The organism is Dongia deserti, from assembly GCF_003574735.1.
Taxonomy (GTDB): Bacteria; Pseudomonadota; Alphaproteobacteria; order Dongiales; family Dongiaceae; genus Dongia_A; species Dongia_A deserti.
Genome location: NZ_QORW01000008.1, coordinates 233862 through 251415, shown reverse-complemented (window position 1 = coordinate 251415; position 17554 = coordinate 233862). Strand labels below are relative to the sequence as shown.

The window sequence follows — 17554 nt, the reverse complement described above, 5'->3', positions numbered from 1 at the left end:
GACCGTTCCAAACATCAACGCGAAAGGAAATTGTCGTGAGCACCATCATTAAAGCCGCCGCCGTGCAGATTAGCCCCATGCTGTACAGCCGGCAGGGCACTGTCGAGAAAGTGATAAAGAAGATCGGTGAACTAGGTGAACGGGGTGTCCGGTTCGCAACCTTCCCTGAGACGGTTGTGCCCTACTACCCCTACTTCTCGTTCGTGCAGCCGCCGTTCCAGATGGCCAAGGAACATCAGCGCCTGCTCGAGGAGTCGGTCACCGTGCCCTCTGCCGAGACGCATGCGATCGGTAAGGCCGCGAAGCGGGCGAACATGGTCGTTTCCATCGGTGTCAATGAGCGTGATGGCGGCACGCTCTACAACACGCAGCTTCTCTTCGATGTGGACGGCACGCTCATCCAGCGGCGCCGCAAGCTTATCCCCACCTATCACGAGCGCATGGTTTGGGGGCAAGGAGATGCATCCGGACTGCATGCTGTCGATAGCGGCGCCGGGCGCATTGGCCAGCTCGCTTGCTGGGAACACTACATGCCTCTGGCGCGCTATGCCCTGATTGCGGATGGCGAGCAGATCCACTCTGCTATGTATCCTGGATCCATTTTCGGCCCGCCGTTCAGCGACCAGACGGAGGTCAACGTCCGCCAGCATGCCCTCGAATCCGCCTGCTTCGTCGTCTGCGCCACGGCGTGGCTCGACCCCGAGCAGCAGGCCCAAATCATGAAGGACACCGGTTGCGCGATCGGGCCGATTTCCGGTGGATGCTTCACCGCCATCGTGGGTCCAGACGGCCGGATCATCGGCCGAGCCCCTCAAGGCGGGTGAAGGCGACGTGATCGCTGATCTCGACTTCGCCCAGATCGACGCACGCAAGAGGCTGATGGATTCGCGCGGTCACTACAGCCGTCCCGAACTGCTCAGCCTGCTGATCGATCGAACGCCTGCCGCGCACGTCCACGAACGCACTGCGAACCCACAGGCGGAGGTATGGCGGACGGGGAGCGCCCCAGAGAGGACGGTCGAGATCGTGTGAAATCAGCGTATATGCGGGATGAATCCCGGCAATGGACGTCCAGGTTTTGTGGGATAGAATGACGTGGACAGCCCAATGCCTGCGCGGTTCGATCTCGACGACTAGCGCGACCTCGAAGGAATGACGGCAAACTACGTGAAGGCCAGCACTGAACTCTAAGCAGCGCACGAGAGCCTTAACGCACCGAAATGCGATACTTGCTTCTGCACGAACCACCCTAACCCCTGGGAGGCTTCCATGCCACGCATGCGTGCCGTTCAAGTAAGGAACGCCAATGGACCGTTCGAGCTTGTAGAGCGCGAAATACCCACCCCAGCGGCGGGTCAGATCCTGATCAAGGTCCAGGCCTGTGGGGTATGCCACAGCGATGCATTCACCAAGTTGGGAGCATTCCCAGGCATCAGCTATCCGCGTGTGCCAGGGCACGAAGTTGTTGGTGTCATCGAACAGGTCGGCAAGCGTGTGGTCGGCTGGAAACCTGGGCAGCGGGTGGGCGTCGGCTGGCACGGTGGCCATTGTGGCCATTGCCCCTCCTGCCGTCGCGGCGACTTCATCACCTGTGCGAATGGGCAGATTCCTGGGATCACCTACGATGGCGGCTATGCCGATTACATGCTCGCCCCGTTCGAAGCCCTCGCTGCTATTCCGGACGGACTGCAGGCGGCCGAAGCTGCACCACTGCTTTGCGCCGGCATCACAACTTACAACGCATTGCGGAACAGCGGGCTCCGCCCGGGCGACACAGTGGCGGTGCTTGGCATCGGCGGCCTCGGTCATCTCGGTGTGCAGTTCGCCGCAAACATGGGGTGCCGCACCGTCGCCATCGCGCGCGGCACCGACAAGGGGCCGCTGGCCCGCAAGCTTGGCGCTCATCATTATTTGGATAGCACGAACCAGGATGTCGCCGCTGAACTCAACAAGCTGGGTGGCGCGCGTGTCATCTTGTCCACCGTCACCAGTTCGCAGGCGATGAGCACGGTGCTCGGCGGATTGTCCGTGGATGGCAAGATGATCGTCGTTGGAGCTTCGCCTGATCCCATCGAGGTCTCGCCATTTCTGCTCATCGGCGGCCGACGGGCGATCCAGGGCTGGCCTTCCGGGACCTCGCAGGATTCTGAAGATACGTTGGCTTTCAGCGCTCTCGCCAGCATTAGGCCTATGATCGAAACGATGCCCCTCGAGCGAGCGTCCGAAGCCTATGAGAAGATGATGAGCGGTGCGGCTCGTTTCCGCATGGTGATCATGACTGGGCAATAGACCCATGCTCCACACCCTGGGCCCTCACCATCGCTTAGTCCAAGGAACTCCATGAACGCCTTATTGAGCAAGGTTATCGACGCACACGGCGGTATTGAACGCTGGGAGCACTACACTAAGGTCGAGGCAAGCATCGTGAGCGGCGGCGGCCTGTTCGCGCTCAAAGGTCTACCCCAGGATTCGGAGCCGCGCCGCATGACGGTCTGGCTGCACGAGCAACGCGCCTCTGTCCGGCCGTTCGGCGCGCCGGACCAGCGCACGATGTTCACGCCAGACCGAATCGCGATTGAGAAGCTTGATGGTGCGTTGGTGGCGGAGCGACACGCTCCGCGTGATTCCTTCGCGGGCCATCAGATGAACACCCCCTGGGATGCGCTCCACCGTGCATATTTCAACGGTGCGGCGCTCTGGACCTATCTCACGACGCCCTTCCTTCTGGCCATCAACGGCGTGCGCGTCGAGGAAATGGAGCCCTGGCGTGAAGGGACCGAGACCTGGAGTGTGCTGCGCGCATATTTCCCCGGGTCGATTGAGACGCACTGTCTTGTTCAGGATTTTTTCTTCGGGGCTGACTTCCTGCTGCGCCGGCACGACTACGCCTTAACCATCGCTGGTGGCTTCGCGGCGGCTCAACTCACCTCGGATTACACGGAGGCTGGCGGCATCCGGCTGCCGACAAAGCGCCGCGCTTATGCGCGCGCCCCCGATCGTCAACCCATCGAGGATGTTCTCTTGGTCTCGATCGACATTGGAAACGTCAACTTCGAATAGCAACCCATTCGACCGTGCGGTCGCCGCTCTTGGCCGGTGGCGACGCTGAAATCGCGCTTGGGAGTAGCGGGATGAGCGCCGGCGGTGAACAGAGGGCCGCGCAACAAGAGCAGCAATGAGTTCCTCTTGCCGACGCCTAGAGTGACTTATGCTGTTGGCGGACTTGCGGTCCGGTAGGCACGATCTGTCGACCAGGTGTTTCCAGCCGTGCTATCTGGTCACCGGTGGGGCCGCGATGGTTCGTCCGGGATCGCGGCCAAGACCATCGGCCGCCACCTGATCCTGCACGAATATGAGGCCCACGTTGCGAAGCATCGCCGAGGCGACGGATGTGACTGAATATCAGCGGAAGTGGCTGATTAATCACGCAACCATGAATGACTTCGACCTGTCCTATGTCGGGCTTAGCGACGCGGTCATGCGGCAGCGGCTGAAAAGGGCGGCGAGGTTCTGGTGAAACTAGGTTCCGGTGAGTATCCGGTAGCTCGAGTGTAAATACATCTTCGTAGGAGCGCCACATGCTGTTGTACACTACCGTCGGTGCGCATGATCTGAAAACCAGCTACAAATTTTACGACGCAGTACTGAAGCCACTCGGTTATGTGCGGCTGAAGGAGCTTGCCACCGAGATCGGGTATGGTCCCAAAGGGGACAGACCACGCATCTGGGTCTTGAGTCCGGTCAACCGCCTGCCGGCTACCTACGGCAACGGCACGATGATTTGCTTCGATGCGCCGAGCCGAAAGGCAGTCGACGAGTTCCACGCTGCGGCACTCGACAACGGCGGCTACGATGAGGGCAAACCAGGCATTCGCAGTGTCGAAGATGGTTTTGTCCCGAACTATTATGCCGCCTTTGTGCGCGATCCAACGGGCAATAAACTGAGTGCCGGCTGTGACAAGCCGGGGTAACCTATAATTGCGATCTCCTGCGCCATTTAAAAAATGGCCGTGGGAGCGACATGCATGATGTCTGCTAAGTGCCCATCTTCTTCGGCTCCTACTAAGCTGATAATGGCCGCGCAGCCACTCCATCGGTAGTCCCGTGCGCCTGACGATCTCTCAAGTCACGTCCTTTTCAACATGCATCCCGTTATCGGCTCTTCACTCCCGAAGAGGTTTACGATCGCTATCGAGGAGGGATCAGCCAGGGCACGTTGCGCAATTGGCATACGGTGAAAATCAGTCCATCATCCTTGAACGCCGGACGTGCGGCTGCGGAGCTGGATGCGTGGGGAACAAAGAAATCGCATGATCTGTCGTGCTGTAAGAATACTGCATGGGAACGAGCGTGAAGCAGCGGAATGATCACAAAGTGTCACGATTTACCGCCTCCAATCTCCGACCCCAGCCGAATCAATGATTCAATTAACGTCAATATTGTCAATACGATAGTGGCCTGAGTAGCTTGCCGCACAAGGATCCCGCTCGTTACCCCACGGGCATTTTTGGTCACAAGGTGTCACGCTTCGTTCTGAATTCTCTCTGCTCCCATGAGTCCAGTTCAGATACGATAGCTGACCTCGCCTGCCGATGCCGGCTTCTCCTGAAGGTGGCACTAGCGGACATGGCAACCCAATGACTAATCCGGCTTAGGCTTGCATGCCACAAGGGTCGGACCTTTTTGGCCGGTGCGATCCCAAGGATTACGGCCCATTCGCCCAAGAGTGTCTCGGATTCCGCGATCCCCCTGTACCGCTGAGCGGCATGGGCGTAAACCGAGTCCCGTTCGACGAGGATACGCACAAACAGCTCGACTGTGCTCGGTCATTTGAACCCGAGGACGGTTGGTAGCCCGACTGGCACATCGCGCGGCTACGCGGGCCCAGCACACCCGCCGACCCAGTTCGACCTCAGAAAGATGGCTGCACTCGGCCCGAAGTTTTCGCACAGCCGAGTGCCAGATCGTCGCGGATGCATCGTGTCCAGTGGTCGCCATCAACCGCTCGGAGGGGCGGCACGGCGCTCGCGCATTCGGGTAGCGCATAGCGGCAGCGGCCACGGAAGGCGCAACCGGAAGGCGGTGCTAGCGGGCTCGGCATGTCACCGCGCAGGATAATTCGTTCGCGTCGCATGGTCGGGTCTGGCACTGGCACTGCGGAGAACAACGCCTCGGTATAAGGATGGCGCGGTTGCCGAAACAGCGTGCGAGTCGGCGCGATCTCGACGATGCGCCCGAGGTACATGACGGCGACCCGGTCGCAGAGATGACCCACCACGGCGAGGTCGTGGCTGATGAACAGCATCGCCACGCCGAGCCGCTTTCGCACCTCAATCAGCAGATTGACGATTTGCGCCTGGATTGAGACATCGAGGGCGGAGACAGGCTCATCAGCGACCAGGAAGCTCGGATGCAGGATCAGGGCACGAGCAATGCCGATGCGTTGACGCTGGCCGCCAGAGAATTCGTGGGGATAGCGGTCGGCGTATTGCGTCGAAAGTCCGACGGTCTGCAGCGCTTCGGCGATCCGCGCGCTGCATGCCGCCGTGTCGAGCTCCGGCCGCTGGATGACGAGCGGCGCGCCGACGATCTGACGCACCGTCATCCGCGGATTGAGCGAAGCGAACGGATCCTGGAAGACGAATTGCATGCGCGGTCGGATCGGTCGAAGCGCACTTCGCCCGAGTCGAGTGATATCGCGCCCCTCGAACAGAATCTGTCCCTCGGTCGGTTCGGTCATGCGCAGCAGCGCGCGTCCAAGCGTGCTCTTGCCCGAACCGGATTCACCCACCAGTCCCAGAACCTCACCGCGCGTAATGGTGAAGGAGACGTCGTCAACCGCGCGCACCACATCGCGCCGGCGCTGCAACAGCGATCCGCCGACCGGAAACCACTGCCGAAGCGCCCGGGCCTCGACCAGCGACACTCCGTCACCGGCGATGGCCATGGTCGCTTCGGTCATCGCTGCGCCTCGTCGATCGCGCGCCAACGGCGGCAGCGCACCTGACGCCCGCCATCAGCCTCCTCGAGCGCCGGCATGGCCGCTTCGCAGGCCGGCTCCACATGCCGGCAGCGCGGCGCAAAGGCGCAGCCCGGGGGCTGCCGTAACGGATCGGGCACGTTGCCCGGAATTGCCTCCAGGGGTTCGCGGCCCAGCGCTTCGGGATCGAGCCGCGGCACCGAATGCAGAAGGCCCTGGGTATAGGGCATGAGTGGCCGCGTCATCACCGGCACCACGTCGCCGCGCTCGACGATCGCCCCGGCATACATCACCATGACCCGGTCAGCGACCTCCGCGACGACGCCGAGATTGTGTGTCACGAAGATCACCGCCATGCCGGTCGCCGACTGAAGCTCCTTCAAGAGTTCCAGAATCTGCGCCTGCACCGTCACGTCGAGCGCCGTCGTCGGCTCGTCGGCGATCAGTACCCGCGGATTGCAGGCCAGCGCCATCGCGATCATCACCCGCTGGCGCATGCCGCCGGAAAGCTGATGCGGATAGGCGGAGAGCCGCCGCCGCGCATCCGGGATTCCAACCTGGTCGAGCAATTGCGCGGCGCGCTCCAGCGCCGCGCGCGTGCCTGTTTTCTCATGGAAGGTGATCGCCTCGGCGATCTGGTCGCCGATCCTATGAACCGGATTGAGCGAGGTCATCGGCTCCTGAAAGATCATGGAGATCTCATTGCCGCGGATCCCCCGCATGGCATCGGCCTCGAGCGTCAATAGGTCGCGAGTACGCCCCTTGCCATCGGTGAATTGCACACTGCCGCCGAGCTTCACCCGCGGTGCCGACGGCGTGAGGCGCATGATGGCGAGGCTGGTGACGCTCTTGCCGGACCCGGACTCGCCGACCAGTGCCAGCGTCTCACCGGCCCGGAGATCGAAGGAGACCTCCCGCACGGCGACGAGCGGTCCCTTCTCGGTGGCAAAAGTCACCGATAGGTCCCGCACATTGAGCACGGCCTCCGCCGCAGTCCGGGCGGCGGGCATTGCAACGCGGGCGGGGCTGAGCGTGCCTTGCATCGCGCCCCTCAGTTCAGATCGAAACGGGCGTCGAGCGCATCGCGCAGCCCATCGCCGACGAAGTTGAAGCTTGAAACCGCCAGCGTGATCATGAGGCCGGGGAATATTGCGAGCCACGGTGCCGAACCGAGATATTGCTGCGCATTGTTCAGCATGTTGCCCCAGCTCGCCATCGGCGGCTGGATGCCATAGCCCAGGAAGCTCACATAGGCTTCCAGCAGGATGGCACGGGCCACGGTCAGGGTCGCCGCCACGATGATCGGGCCGATGGCATTCGGCAGCAGCTCCCGGAACATGACGTAGCGGCCGGAGGCACCGAGCATCTCGGCCGCCAGGATGAAATCGCGCTCGCGCAGCGAGCGGACCTGGCCTTCGACAACCCGTGCCACTTCCATCCAGCTGCTGGCGGCGATGACAAGCGTGAGCGTGACGACGTTCGGCTGGATGAAGGCAGCCAGCACCAGCAGCAGGAAAATCTGCGGAAAGCACAGCATGGCATCGACGAAACGCATCAGCGCGACGCGGACCGCGCCGCCGTAATAGCCGGCGGCGACGCCGATCAGCGTGCCGAAAGCCGTGCTGACGATCATCGCCGCAAATCCGATGGAGAGCGAGATGCGACCCGCCATCAGCAGGCGGACCAGCAGATCGCGGCCGAGCTGATCGGTGCCGAACAGATGCCCCTCAAATGGCGGTGGGGCGAAGCGGTGGCGGATATCGATCTTCAGTGAGTCGAAGGGAATCAGCGACGGACCGACAACGCTCGCTAGCACCAGCAGCACGATGGCTGCGATGCCGAAGAGCGCAAGACGGTGCCGGCAGAAGCGGCGCCAGGCACGGCTCCCGGTCTTAACCGCGGGACTGGATTGGGCGAGTGAGGCTGTCATCGTCGGCCTCATGCCATTCGGATGCGTGGATCGGCGACCGCGGCGAAGATATCTGCCAGCAGATTGCCGAGCAGGGCCAGCACCGCCGAGAACATCAGAATACCCATCACCACCGGATAGTCGCGATAGCCGAGAGAGTCGAGCAGCAGCCGGCCCATGCCGGGCCAGGTGAAAACCGTCTCGGCGACCAGCGCACCGCCGAGCAAGGTCGGGATCTCTACGCCGGCGAGCGCGATCATCGGCAGCAAGGCGTTGCGCAAGGCGTGATGCCAAAGCACGGTCCGTTCCGGCAACCCCTTGGCACGCGCGGTGCGAATGAAGTCCTGGTTGACCACATCCAGCATGGAGGCCCGCATGTAGCGGCTCCAGATCGCCACTTCGACCAGCGCCAGCACGGCCGCCGGCGCGATCAGATGATGCAGGTAGTCGAGGAAGGATCCATCGCCGCCGACCGTCGTGCGATTGCCGGGCGGCAGCCAGCCGAGGTGGACCGAGAAGACGTAGATGACGATCAGGCCGAACCAGAACGTCGGAATTGAGAGCGCAACCATGGCCCCGATTGTCGCCAGCATGTCGAAGGTCGAATAACGCCGGATGGCGCCCATCACGCCGATCCAGGCGCCGACCAGGACGGAGATCAGGATGGCCGCCCCCATCAGCTCCAACGTCGCCGGCAGGCGCCCGGCGATCACATCGAGGACCGGCCGGTTGTCGCGGTAGGAATGGCCCCAGTCGCCGCCGAGCAGGCGGGTCAGCCATTCCCAATACTGCACTGGCAGCGGGCGATCGAGGCCCATCTCATGCGCCATACGCGCGAGATCCTCCTTGGAGAGGCCGGGGACGAGCGCGAACTGCGCCAGCGGTCCGCCGGGTGCCAGATGCAACACGGCGAAGCCGATCACCGAGACGATGAGCAGGAGCACGAGGCTCTGCAGCAGGCGGCCGAACAGGAAATTCGCCATTGCGTTCTCCAAAAGAGGTCGATGGGCGCCCGACCGTCTCGCTGGAGACCTGTCGAACGCCCTCGCAACGCTATGCCGTCAGCTCGCCCAGTACCAAGTGTAGGCGTTCCAGCAATTCTCCTGGACGTTGACGTTCGGGGTAAAGCCTTCCAGCTTGCCCTTCACGCCCTGCACCATCGCGTACTGGAAGATCGGCAGGTAGGGCAAGTCCTTCCGTGTCAGCTCCTGCATCTTCAGATAGGCGGCCTTGCGCTTGGCGACGTCCACGGTCGAAGCGCCCTCCGCCAGTAACTTGTCCACCTCCGCATTGGCATATTGCGTGGTGTTGTCGCCGCCGCCGCCCTTGGCCGGGATGCCCGTGCTGGCAAAATACTGGGTCGAATCTGGATCCGGCCCGATCATGAAGTCGATGCCGACCATGGCCGAATCGAACTTGGAGTTGGTCCAGTTGTCGCCCCACATCACCGCGGGCGGGAAGTTCTGGATCGACATCTTGGCACCGATATCGGCCCAGTTCTGCTGCAGCAGCTGCTGCGCCTGCTCGCGGACGTGGTTGCCGGCGGTCGTCGAGTTGATGAACTCGAGCCGCACGCCGTTTTTTTCGCGTATGCCGTCGCCGCCCGGCTTCCAGCCGGCATCGTCGAGCAGTTTCTTCGCCTTCTCCGGATCATAGGCGTGCTTCGGCAGATCGGCGTTGAAAGCCCAGGACTGCTTCGGCAGGAAGGATTCCGTCTGGCTGGGCAGGCCGTAATAGATTTGCTCGATGATGCTCTGCTTGTCCATGGCGAGATAGAGCGCCTCGCGCACGGCCGGATCCTGGAACACCGGCTTCCCGAGATTGAAGGCGATATTCTCGATGAAGGGCTGCGGCACCGGCGTCACGTGCCGATCCGGCAGCGTCTTCGCTTCCTCGTAGTGATCCGGCGTGATGCCCTGAATGCCGACATAGTCGACGTCGCCGGTCTGGAATTGGGTATAGAGCACCGTCAGCTCAGGCACGTACTTGAAGATCAGCTTCTCGAGATAGGGGCCGGTTCCGTGATAGGAGTCCGCGGCCGTGAGCGTGATGTGATCTCCTGGCACGCGCTCGACCCACTTGAACGCTCCGGTGCCTACCGGATGCGCGAGGAAATCTTGTGGTTTGTTGATGTCGCTCGCCTTCTCCAGCAGATGCTTCGGCACCAGGAAGGTCCACGACAGGATCGAGGGCAGCGGCGCATAAGGCTTCTTCAGCTTGAAGGTCACCTCGGTCGGACTGACGACCTTGACGTCCTCGATGAGGTCAATGCCGGCGCGGCGGCCGGCCAGGAATTTCGGGTTCTGGATGAGCTCGATGTTGAACTTCACGTCGTCGGCATTGAACGGCGTGCCGTCATGCCACTTGGCCTTCGGGTTGAGCTTCAGATGCCACTGCAATCCGTCCGCGGAGATGCCGCCATTCTCCACCGTCGGCACCTCGGCGACCAGGTCGGGCTGAAAGTTGCCCTGCTCATCGACCCGCCAGAGCGCGCTGAAGAGATTGAAATAGACGCCCTCGTCCACCTCGATATGGGCGAGCAGCGGCAGGAACACGGTCGGCTCCTGCGACAACCCGATGACGGCCTGGCCGGTTGGCTTGGACGGCGGCGTCGCAGCCTCGGCGGACGCGATCCAGCCCGCCTTCGGTCCGGCCCAGGCCAGGGCGCCAGCCGATGCGCCGAGCGCCAGCAGGCGACGCCGGCTCGTGGTGAGCAGCGACTGAGCGTTCGACGTGATCTCATTCTTCCGATATTTGTTCATGTCCATTCTCCCTGTTGTCGAACTTCGATGACCGCGGCTTCAGAACTGGCCCGCCACGGATCGGGCTATGCACCTCCTTCAAATACCGGCGATCGGCCGCACGCGCGTGCCGTCGCTGAAACGCGAGTAGCGGAACTCCTTTGGGTCGACGATCGGCTCCACGCCCATCACGAGATCAGCGATCAGGCGACCGGCGCCTGGGCCGATACCGAAGCCGTGGCCTGAGAATCCGGTCGCAATGATGAGGCCAGGCACATCGTCCACCGCTGAGATGACTGGAATGGCATCGGGCGTGACGTCGATCAGCCCGGCCCATTCCTGCACGACCTTGGCCGATCCGAAGGCCGGGTACATCTTCGCCAGCCCGTCCAGAGCTTCGCGCAGATACCGGCTGTCCGGCACGGGATCGAGCACGCGGGTCTTCTCGTAGGGTGAAACGTGGTCGAGGGGTACGGGCTTTGCCTCTTGCAGTTCCTGGGCGAAACGCCCATCGAAACGCAACTTCAGGCTCTTAGTGTCCATCATGAAGGCCGGCAGGAACTTGCCGAAGAAGCGGAAGCTGTCGGGAACGATCGGTACGACGTTCACATGTCCGTTCGCAATGTTGTAGCCGCCATCGAGTCTCTTCCGGAACGCGAAATCGCTGCACCAAAGCGCGGATTCCGGTGGTCCGTGGATGGGCGCCGTGCGCATCACGCTGGCGCGCACCTTCAACTGTGGCAGGGTGAGGCCGAGATCTTTGAGGAAGCGCCGTGACCACCCGCCCGCCGCCACCACCACTGTGCCGCAGGAAATGCGCCCATGCTCGGTGACGACGGCCGAGATCCTGCCACCGGCGTGCTCAACGCCGCGCACGGCGCAGCTGGTGAGTACTGCAGCGCCTGCGCGACGCGCCGCCGCCGCGATCGCAGGCGCCGCCTTCTGCGGCTCCGCCCGACCGTCGCTGGCACAATAGAGCGCCGCTTTCCAGCGCTTGCCGCCGCCCGGCATCACGCGATCCAGTTCGGAACCGGAGATCAGGCGGGCATCGATCTGATAGGGCTGCGCATAGCTGAGCCAGGTCTCATAGCGGTTGACATCCTCGTCGCTCTCCGCAGCGAAGACGATTCCGGCGCGGCGGAATCCGGTCTCCCCCTGTACCTGCTCGTTCATACCTTCCCAGAGGCGGAGGCTTTCGACGATAAGAGGAATCTCCCGCGGATCGCGGCGCGCCTTCCTCACCCAGCCCCAGTTGCGGCTCGATTGCTCGCCGGCGATATGCCCCTTCTCGCAAAGCGCCACAGCGATGCCTTTGCGGGCGAGATAGAGCGCGGCGCTGGTGCCGACGATTCCGCCGCCTACGATCACGACGTCGGCGCGTTCAGGCACACGATCTTCCGCGGGAACCGGATCGACGGTAGGACCCATCTCAATGTGCTCCCGTCGCGCAATCAGTCGTCATCACACCATCTCTTCCAGGGTTGAGTTGATCGGGATCTCCGCGACGCTCGCGGTGTTCGGCAAGTCCAGAACCATACTAACCAGGCGCGCGACATCGGCCGGCTGCGTCATGTCTTGTGGTGCGCGATCGGTCAGCCCGACCGCCATGTCGGTGGCGACGAAGCCGGGACAGATCGCGGTCGCGCGCACGCCGAGCTCCCAACCGGCCTGGCGGATTGCATGGGTCGTGGCGAGCGCGGCGAATTTACTGGTGGCATAGAGGCCGGACCTGGCGGACTTCACGCGCTTGCCTGATAGCGAGACCAAGGTTACCACCCGCCCCTGCCCCGACTGCGTTAGCCACGGCCAGGCAGCGCGCACCAGCCGCAGCGGCGAGCGAACGTTGACCTGGAGCAGGAGATCGAGATCCTTGTCGTCCGCTTCGATGACGGTCTTGGGAATCATGATCCCGGCATTTGCGATGACCGCGTCGATCCGGCCGAAGCGTTCGGCCGTAGCCTGCACCCAGGCACTTTCGCTCGCGGTGTCCGTTGCGTCATAGCGGTGGGCGACGGTGAAACTGCCGCAAGATGGCGCACAAAGTTCAGGTCGGCGCACGCCAAGGCTCAGGCTCCAGCCGCGCCCGCCGAGATGCGCGGCGATGGCGGCGCCGATGCCGCGGTTGGCCCCCGAGATCATCGCCACCCGCTCAGCCATCGCAGGCCTCGGGATGAGAGCTGGACGGAGGCGTCAGTCTTCGCTGACGGAGTCCGTCTCGATGTAGCTTTCGTAGACTTTGCGCAGAAGGCCGAGCAGCGTCTCGCGTTCCGATTTGGTCAACATGGCGAAGAAGTCGTCGTCCTGGGCTTTGACGACCTGCCGCAAGCGCTTGGCCACCGCCTCGCCTTTCTTCGTCAGGTAAAGCTCCCGTGCGCGGCGCTCGGCCGGCGATATGCGCTGTTCGAGAAAGCCGGCATGCTCCATCTGCCAGAGCAGCTTGGCCATGGCCGACCGGTCCTTGCGGATGTAATGCGCGATCACCGAGGGCCGAAGGCCGGGATTTGAATCGGTGAGCAGGATGGTTGATATCTTGCCGGTTCCGCCGGCGAGACCGAGGCTTTCGGTGTGATGATCGAGGTCCTGGCTCACCAGGAGATTGACGCTCCTGACATAGAAGCTGAGCAGCGCCGAGAAGATATCGAAATCGATGTTTTGGTAGTCGATCGTCCTCGGCGTCTTGCCGGGATTGCGCCGCTGCGCCTCGCTGCGTCGCCGCGCCATATCGCGTCGTGCCATATCGCTCGGACTCATAGCCGCGGTGCCCCCCTTTCGCCGTTAATCTCCCCAAGTCGTGATGGCAGATGGTCATCGAATCTGCAATCCCTTGCGTTTCACTTAGGCAATACCGGCTAGAAAGGCGGCGGATTGGCTCCGCCGGCCCGCGCCAGCCGTTGATCACGGATGCGCGACCAGGCCAGAAAGAGCCGGGGCGCGAAACTCATGTAGAGCGGCGCCGCGCGCAGCGGCTCCAGCGGCACGGCGAGGTCCTCCGGCCGGGTGCCCATGGCCCATTCCGCGAGGACGGTGCCCATCATCGTGCCGGTCGGAACGCCGCGGCCCGAATAGCCGAGCGAGGCGATTACGCCGGGCGCCAGGTCGAACAGCCGAGGAATGGTCCGGGGCTGCATGTCGAGCGCACCGACCCAGTAATATTGCCAGTCCACCTCGGTGAGCTGTGGCAACACCCACGTCAACTTGTCGCGCATCATCGCCTTGGTGAATGCGATGTCGCCGCCGCGCCGCCCCTCGATGAAGGCGGAGGTCACCAGCCGCCCTTCCTTGTTGTATTTGTAGATCATCGCGTCGGCGCGGCTGTCGACCACCGTCGTGTTGCTCGGCGCGATGACCCTGCGCGGGTTGTCGCCAATCGGCTGTGTCGCCATCACCGCAACGCCCAGCGTGCTGAAGGTCTTTTCAAGCCCGGGCCAGAAGCCGGTCGTATAGGCGCCGGTGCCGCAGATCACCTTGTCGGCGGTGACTGAACCCCGCAGCGTGTCGACCCGCCAGCGACCGGCATCTTCCGGATCGCCGGGATCTCATAGAAATGGAAGGTCGGCGTGCAATGGCCGGCATTGCGCCCGGACCCGCCGTTGCCGATCTCCTTGGCTTCGAGCAGGACGACGTCGATCCCTTTCTCCGCCAGATGCAGCGCCGAAGAGAGCCCGGTATAACCGCCGCCGATGACGCAGACATGCGCGCTGATGCGGCCTTCGAGCGGCCGGGTCTCCGGCGCTGGTGCCGCCGTCGCATGCCAGAGAGATGGCTCGATCGGTGCGTCTTGTATCTTCACGCGGCGCGTTCCGAAGTTCTGCTTCCAAACGGAGACAATTCTTCTTGCCTGCCGGCGCGCTTGTGCCGGCAGATGAAACTCTGCGGCTCACCACTGTCTGAGCCATCCGGTGATAGAATGATGGTAAGTTTCTACTATGGAAACTGTCAATAGAATGATGGGCGAATTCCACTATGGACATTGTCAGTAGATGCCGACGTGGCCTGGTACATATGGGGGCCGGTCCGATCCTAGGCCTCGGGCTCGATCATCCATCAATAGTCGAAATGCCCGCGGTTGCGGATTGCCGTCGCTGCCGCGAATGCTTTACGTCTTGATCTGATGACAGCAGGCAGGCCGTCAACTCGCTTTCCCGTCGCTTCACTACTGCATACGGACGCACGATCCTGTATTATTGATACCTGATGTGCATCGATCCAGATTTGTGCGGCAGAGGGTCATCATGTCGATTGAGCTTCGCCATCTGCGGGCTTTCGTGGCGGTCGCTGAAGAGCTGAATTTTCGGCGCGCCTCGGAACGTCTCCATGTCGCGCAGCCCGCCTTAAGCCGCACCATTCGGGATCTCGAGGATCTCATGGGCGTCACATTGTTCGAGCGGTCGACACGGGTGGTGCGCCTGACGCCGGCGGCCATGTCCTTCCTGACGGAAGCGCGAGAAATTCTGGACCATCTTTCGGCCGCGGTGCGCAACGCCCAGCGATTTGAAAGTGGCGAGATGGGCTCGCTCACAGTCGGCTTCAATGACTTCGCGATCAACGATGCCCTGCCGCCGATTGTCATGCGCTTCCGCACGCGCTTTCCCAATGTCAACATCGATCTCAGGTCGATGACGTCCCCCGAGATGGCCGAGGCGATCCGAAAGCGGCGCCTCGACATCGGGTTCCTGACCGGCGCGCACCTGGTCGGCGATCTGCCCAATCTCGTCCTTCGACGGGACTGGCTGGTTTGCCTGGTACCACGCAATCATCCACTGACCAGCGGCTCAGCGGTTTCCCTGTCCCAGCTCGCACAAGAGCCGTTCGTAATGGGAGCGGCAGCGACATGGGGAATCTTCCACGACGTCGTCAACGCCTATTGCATGTCGGCCGGCTTCCGGCCGCGCATCGTCCAGGAAGCCGCACATAGCGATGGTATCGTGAACCTAGTTGCGGCCGGCGTCGGCATTTCAATTTACATCGATGCGCGCTGGGTCCGAGCGCGCCGCGATGTCGTGATGCTCCCCTTCGTCGAGCGGCCACCGCTGATCGCCAGCCTGGCGGCCTGGCATCCAGATCTCAAATCCAAGATCGTGGAAAACTTCGTCGGTGTAACGCGCACCGTGGTGGCCGCATCTTCACGGCCACACCGCAGAGCTGCGAATGTCGCGCCGGAAAAGACGGCAAGCAGGGCCCGGCTGACTGTCCGATAGGCCCCACTGATGCCCAACAGGCCTCAATTCGTCCCAAATCGGTATTGGCCCGGCAATTAACCTGTCGCTATCGTTCCCATCGTCGGCGCTGGTCTCGTCGACTGCAAGCACAAAGCAACGGGGAAGGCAAATGCGACTCTCTCATGCACTGATGGCTTCCGCCATCGCACTATGGGTTGGATCAACGCAATCTGCCGTCGCTGACTTTCAGGGCGTGTTCCGGATGATCGTCGGCGAGCCGCGATACATGGATCCCAACCTCGCTTCCGACTTCTCGATCTACGTCAATGCGCAGCTGTTCCAACCGCTGGCCCGCATCGGCGGCGACGGCCAGCTCGAAATGCTCCAGGCCAAGAGCATAGATCTTGGCGCGGACGGTCGAACTTGGACCATCACGCTCAATCCGGACTACAAATGGTCCAATGGCGAGCCGATCACTGCCGCTGACTGGGAGTATTCCTGGAAGCGCATTCTCAATCCCAAGGTCGCGAGCGAAGTCGCGGTCTTCCTGAGTGATATCGAAAATGCCGAAGCCTACAACAAGGGCACGATCACTGATGCCAGCCAGGTTGGTATCAAGGCGACCGGTGACTACACGCTCCAGGTCGTAACGGGGAAGGTCGCGCCGCAGTTCCGCGCCAAGCTCGCGCTGCCCTACCTTACGCCGGTGCCCAAGGCGGTGGTTGAGCAGTTCGGCGATGGCTGGGTCGCGCCGGAGCACATGCTCACCAACGGGCCCTACAAGCTGGTCAGCAGGGTCAACGACCAGTCGATTGTGATGGAGGCAAACCCCCACTACGGCGGCAAGAAGCCGGCCATCTCTCGGATCGAGATGACGATTGCGTCCGGCGATTTGTGCACGGCGCAGCTGCGCGCCTACGAAGCGGACGAGATCGACTTCGTAACCTGCCTGCCCTCGCAGGACATCGCCCGCATACAGAAGGATCCGGAGCTCAGTAAGCAGCTCGACCCATTTCCACTCGCGGCGAGCGAATGGGTCCAGTACGACATGACAAATCCCCTCTGGGCCGACAAGCGGATTAGGCATGCGCTGGGCCTTGCGATTGACCGCAATGCAATCGTTACGGCGGTCAGCAACGGCACCGCGCGTCCGGCAGTGACCGTCGTACCAGAATCGATTCCAGGCGGAAGTTCCGGCGACGCAATCCAGGGATCCATCGAGGACGCGCGAAAACTGCTGGCAGATGCCGGTTATCCGGACGGCAAGGGCTTCCCGCAATTCACGATCGCGACCACGGCCAATCGTGGCAGACCGCTGATAGCGCAGCTGCTTCAGCAGATGTGGTCGGAAAATCTCGGGATCCAATCCACGATCAATGTCCTCGAGGAGAACGCCTTTCGCGCCTGGGTGCAGAGCCGCAAAACCGAGAAGTATGACACTGCCATCCAGGGCTGGTGGTCGGACTACGCGGATCCGGCCAACTGGTACGGCGACCTGGTGCTATCCGACTATCGGCAGAACCACTTTTCGAATGCCGAGTTCGCCGCGCTGGTCGAGAAGGGCAATACCGAGCCGGATCCGGCTAAGCGGCTCGAATTCTTCCGGGCCGCAAACAAGATCCTCGAGGAAGAGCAACCGATGAGCGCAATCCAGAATCCGACCGATCTGTGGATGGTGAAGCCCCATGTCCTTGGCCTGAAGCACGAGGGTGTGCTCAACATGTATCATATCGAGGAGGCCAGCCTTCAGTAACGGGGACCTCAC

18 protein-coding genes are annotated in these 17554 nt (G+C 62.4%); 8 read left to right on the top strand and 10 right to left on the bottom strand.

Annotation, left to right across the window (positions count from 1 at the left end):
* Positions 1-35 precede the first annotated feature (35 nt).
* The 6 genes from DTX69_RS14850 (at position 36) to DTX69_RS14835 (ending at position 3971) form a co-directional block, all read left to right on the top strand.
* Positions 36-824, top strand: a complete 789-nt coding sequence (locus DTX69_RS14850) for a nitrilase-related carbon-nitrogen hydrolase (RefSeq protein ID WP_284735782.1) — start codon at positions 36-38, stop codon at positions 822-824.
* A 7-nt stretch (positions 825-831) separates the two neighbouring features.
* Positions 832-1032, top strand: a complete 201-nt coding sequence (locus DTX69_RS31195) for a hypothetical protein (RefSeq protein ID WP_284735781.1) — start codon at positions 832-834, stop codon at positions 1030-1032.
* A gap of 237 nt (positions 1033-1269) precedes the next feature.
* Positions 1270-2289, top strand: coding sequence for an alcohol dehydrogenase (locus DTX69_RS14845; protein ID WP_119302309.1), 1020 nt, complete (start codon positions 1270-1272; stop codon positions 2287-2289).
* Positions 2290-2340: 51 nt separating this feature from the next.
* On the top strand, positions 2341-3060 hold the full coding sequence (locus tag DTX69_RS14840) for a hypothetical protein (protein ID WP_119302308.1): 720 nt from the start codon (positions 2341-2343) through the stop codon (positions 3058-3060).
* 304 nt (positions 3061-3364) lie between these two features.
* Positions 3365-3517: a hypothetical protein gene (locus DTX69_RS30150; RefSeq protein ID WP_162917187.1), complete on the top strand. Its 153-nt coding sequence runs from the start codon at positions 3365-3367 to the stop codon at positions 3515-3517.
* A 61-nt stretch (positions 3518-3578) separates the two neighbouring features.
* Positions 3579-3971, top strand: coding sequence for a VOC family protein (locus DTX69_RS14835; protein ID WP_119302307.1), 393 nt, complete (start codon positions 3579-3581; stop codon positions 3969-3971).
* 941 nt (positions 3972-4912) lie between these two features.
* On the opposite strand, the gene DTX69_RS14830 is transcribed toward DTX69_RS14835, so the two are convergent.
* The 10 genes from DTX69_RS14830 to DTX69_RS30660 all read right to left on the bottom strand — a co-directional run bounded on the left by DTX69_RS14830 (position 4913) and on the right by DTX69_RS30660 (position 14420).
* On the bottom strand, positions 4913-5962 hold the full coding sequence (locus DTX69_RS14830) for an ABC transporter ATP-binding protein (RefSeq protein ID WP_119302306.1): 1050 nt from the start codon (positions 5960-5962) through the stop codon (positions 4913-4915).
* Positions 5959-7023: an ABC transporter ATP-binding protein gene (locus DTX69_RS14825; RefSeq protein WP_284735780.1), complete on the bottom strand. Its 1065-nt coding sequence runs from the start codon at positions 7021-7023 to the stop codon at positions 5959-5961. The genes DTX69_RS14830 and DTX69_RS14825 overlap by 4 nt, the downstream gene beginning before the upstream one ends.
* 8 nt (positions 7024-7031) lie before the next feature.
* The gene (locus DTX69_RS14820) at positions 7032-7910 is read right to left on the bottom strand and encodes an ABC transporter permease (protein WP_119302362.1); all 879 of its coding nucleotides are present in this window, start codon (positions 7908-7910) and stop codon (positions 7032-7034) included.
* An 8-nt stretch (positions 7911-7918) separates the two neighbouring features.
* Positions 7919-8872, bottom strand: a complete 954-nt coding sequence (locus tag DTX69_RS14815) for an ABC transporter permease (protein ID WP_119302304.1) — start codon at positions 8870-8872, stop codon at positions 7919-7921.
* 78 nt (positions 8873-8950) lie between these two features.
* Entirely contained in the window at positions 8951-10651 is a 1701-nt protein-coding gene (locus tag DTX69_RS14810; protein ID WP_119302361.1) for a peptide ABC transporter substrate-binding protein, read from the bottom strand.
* A 78-nt stretch (positions 10652-10729) separates the two neighbouring features.
* Positions 10730-12058, bottom strand: coding sequence for an NAD(P)/FAD-dependent oxidoreductase (locus DTX69_RS14805; RefSeq protein WP_119302303.1), 1329 nt, complete (start codon positions 12056-12058; stop codon positions 10730-10732).
* A gap of 33 nt (positions 12059-12091) precedes the next feature.
* A complete protein-coding gene (locus tag DTX69_RS14800) occupies positions 12092-12787 on the bottom strand; it encodes an SDR family NAD(P)-dependent oxidoreductase (RefSeq protein ID WP_119302302.1) in 696 nt (231 codons plus the stop codon).
* A gap of 33 nt (positions 12788-12820) precedes the next feature.
* On the bottom strand, positions 12821-13366 hold the full coding sequence (locus DTX69_RS14795; protein ID WP_162917186.1) for a MarR family winged helix-turn-helix transcriptional regulator: 546 nt from the start codon (positions 13364-13366) through the stop codon (positions 12821-12823).
* A gap of 113 nt (positions 13367-13479) precedes the next feature.
* Positions 13480-14094: an FAD-dependent oxidoreductase gene (locus tag DTX69_RS14790; RefSeq protein ID WP_284735779.1), complete on the bottom strand. Its 615-nt coding sequence runs from the start codon at positions 14092-14094 to the stop codon at positions 13480-13482.
* Positions 14091-14420: an NAD(P)/FAD-dependent oxidoreductase gene (locus tag DTX69_RS30660; RefSeq protein ID WP_284735778.1), complete on the bottom strand. Its 330-nt coding sequence runs from the start codon at positions 14418-14420 to the stop codon at positions 14091-14093. The genes DTX69_RS14790 and DTX69_RS30660 overlap by 4 nt, the downstream gene beginning before the upstream one ends.
* 442 nt (positions 14421-14862) lie before the next feature.
* On the opposite strand from DTX69_RS30660, the gene DTX69_RS14785 reads away from it, so the two are divergent.
* Both DTX69_RS14785 and DTX69_RS14780 read left to right on the top strand, forming a co-directional pair.
* Positions 14863-15828 carry a LysR family transcriptional regulator gene (locus DTX69_RS14785; RefSeq protein WP_119302300.1) on the top strand — a complete coding sequence of 322 codons (966 nt, stop codon included), beginning with the start codon at positions 14863-14865 and terminating at the stop codon, positions 15826-15828.
* 130 nt (positions 15829-15958) lie between these two features.
* Positions 15959-17542, top strand: a complete 1584-nt coding sequence (locus tag DTX69_RS14780; protein ID WP_119302299.1) for a peptide ABC transporter substrate-binding protein — start codon at positions 15959-15961, stop codon at positions 17540-17542.
* The last annotated feature ends 12 nt before the right edge of the window (positions 17543-17554 follow it).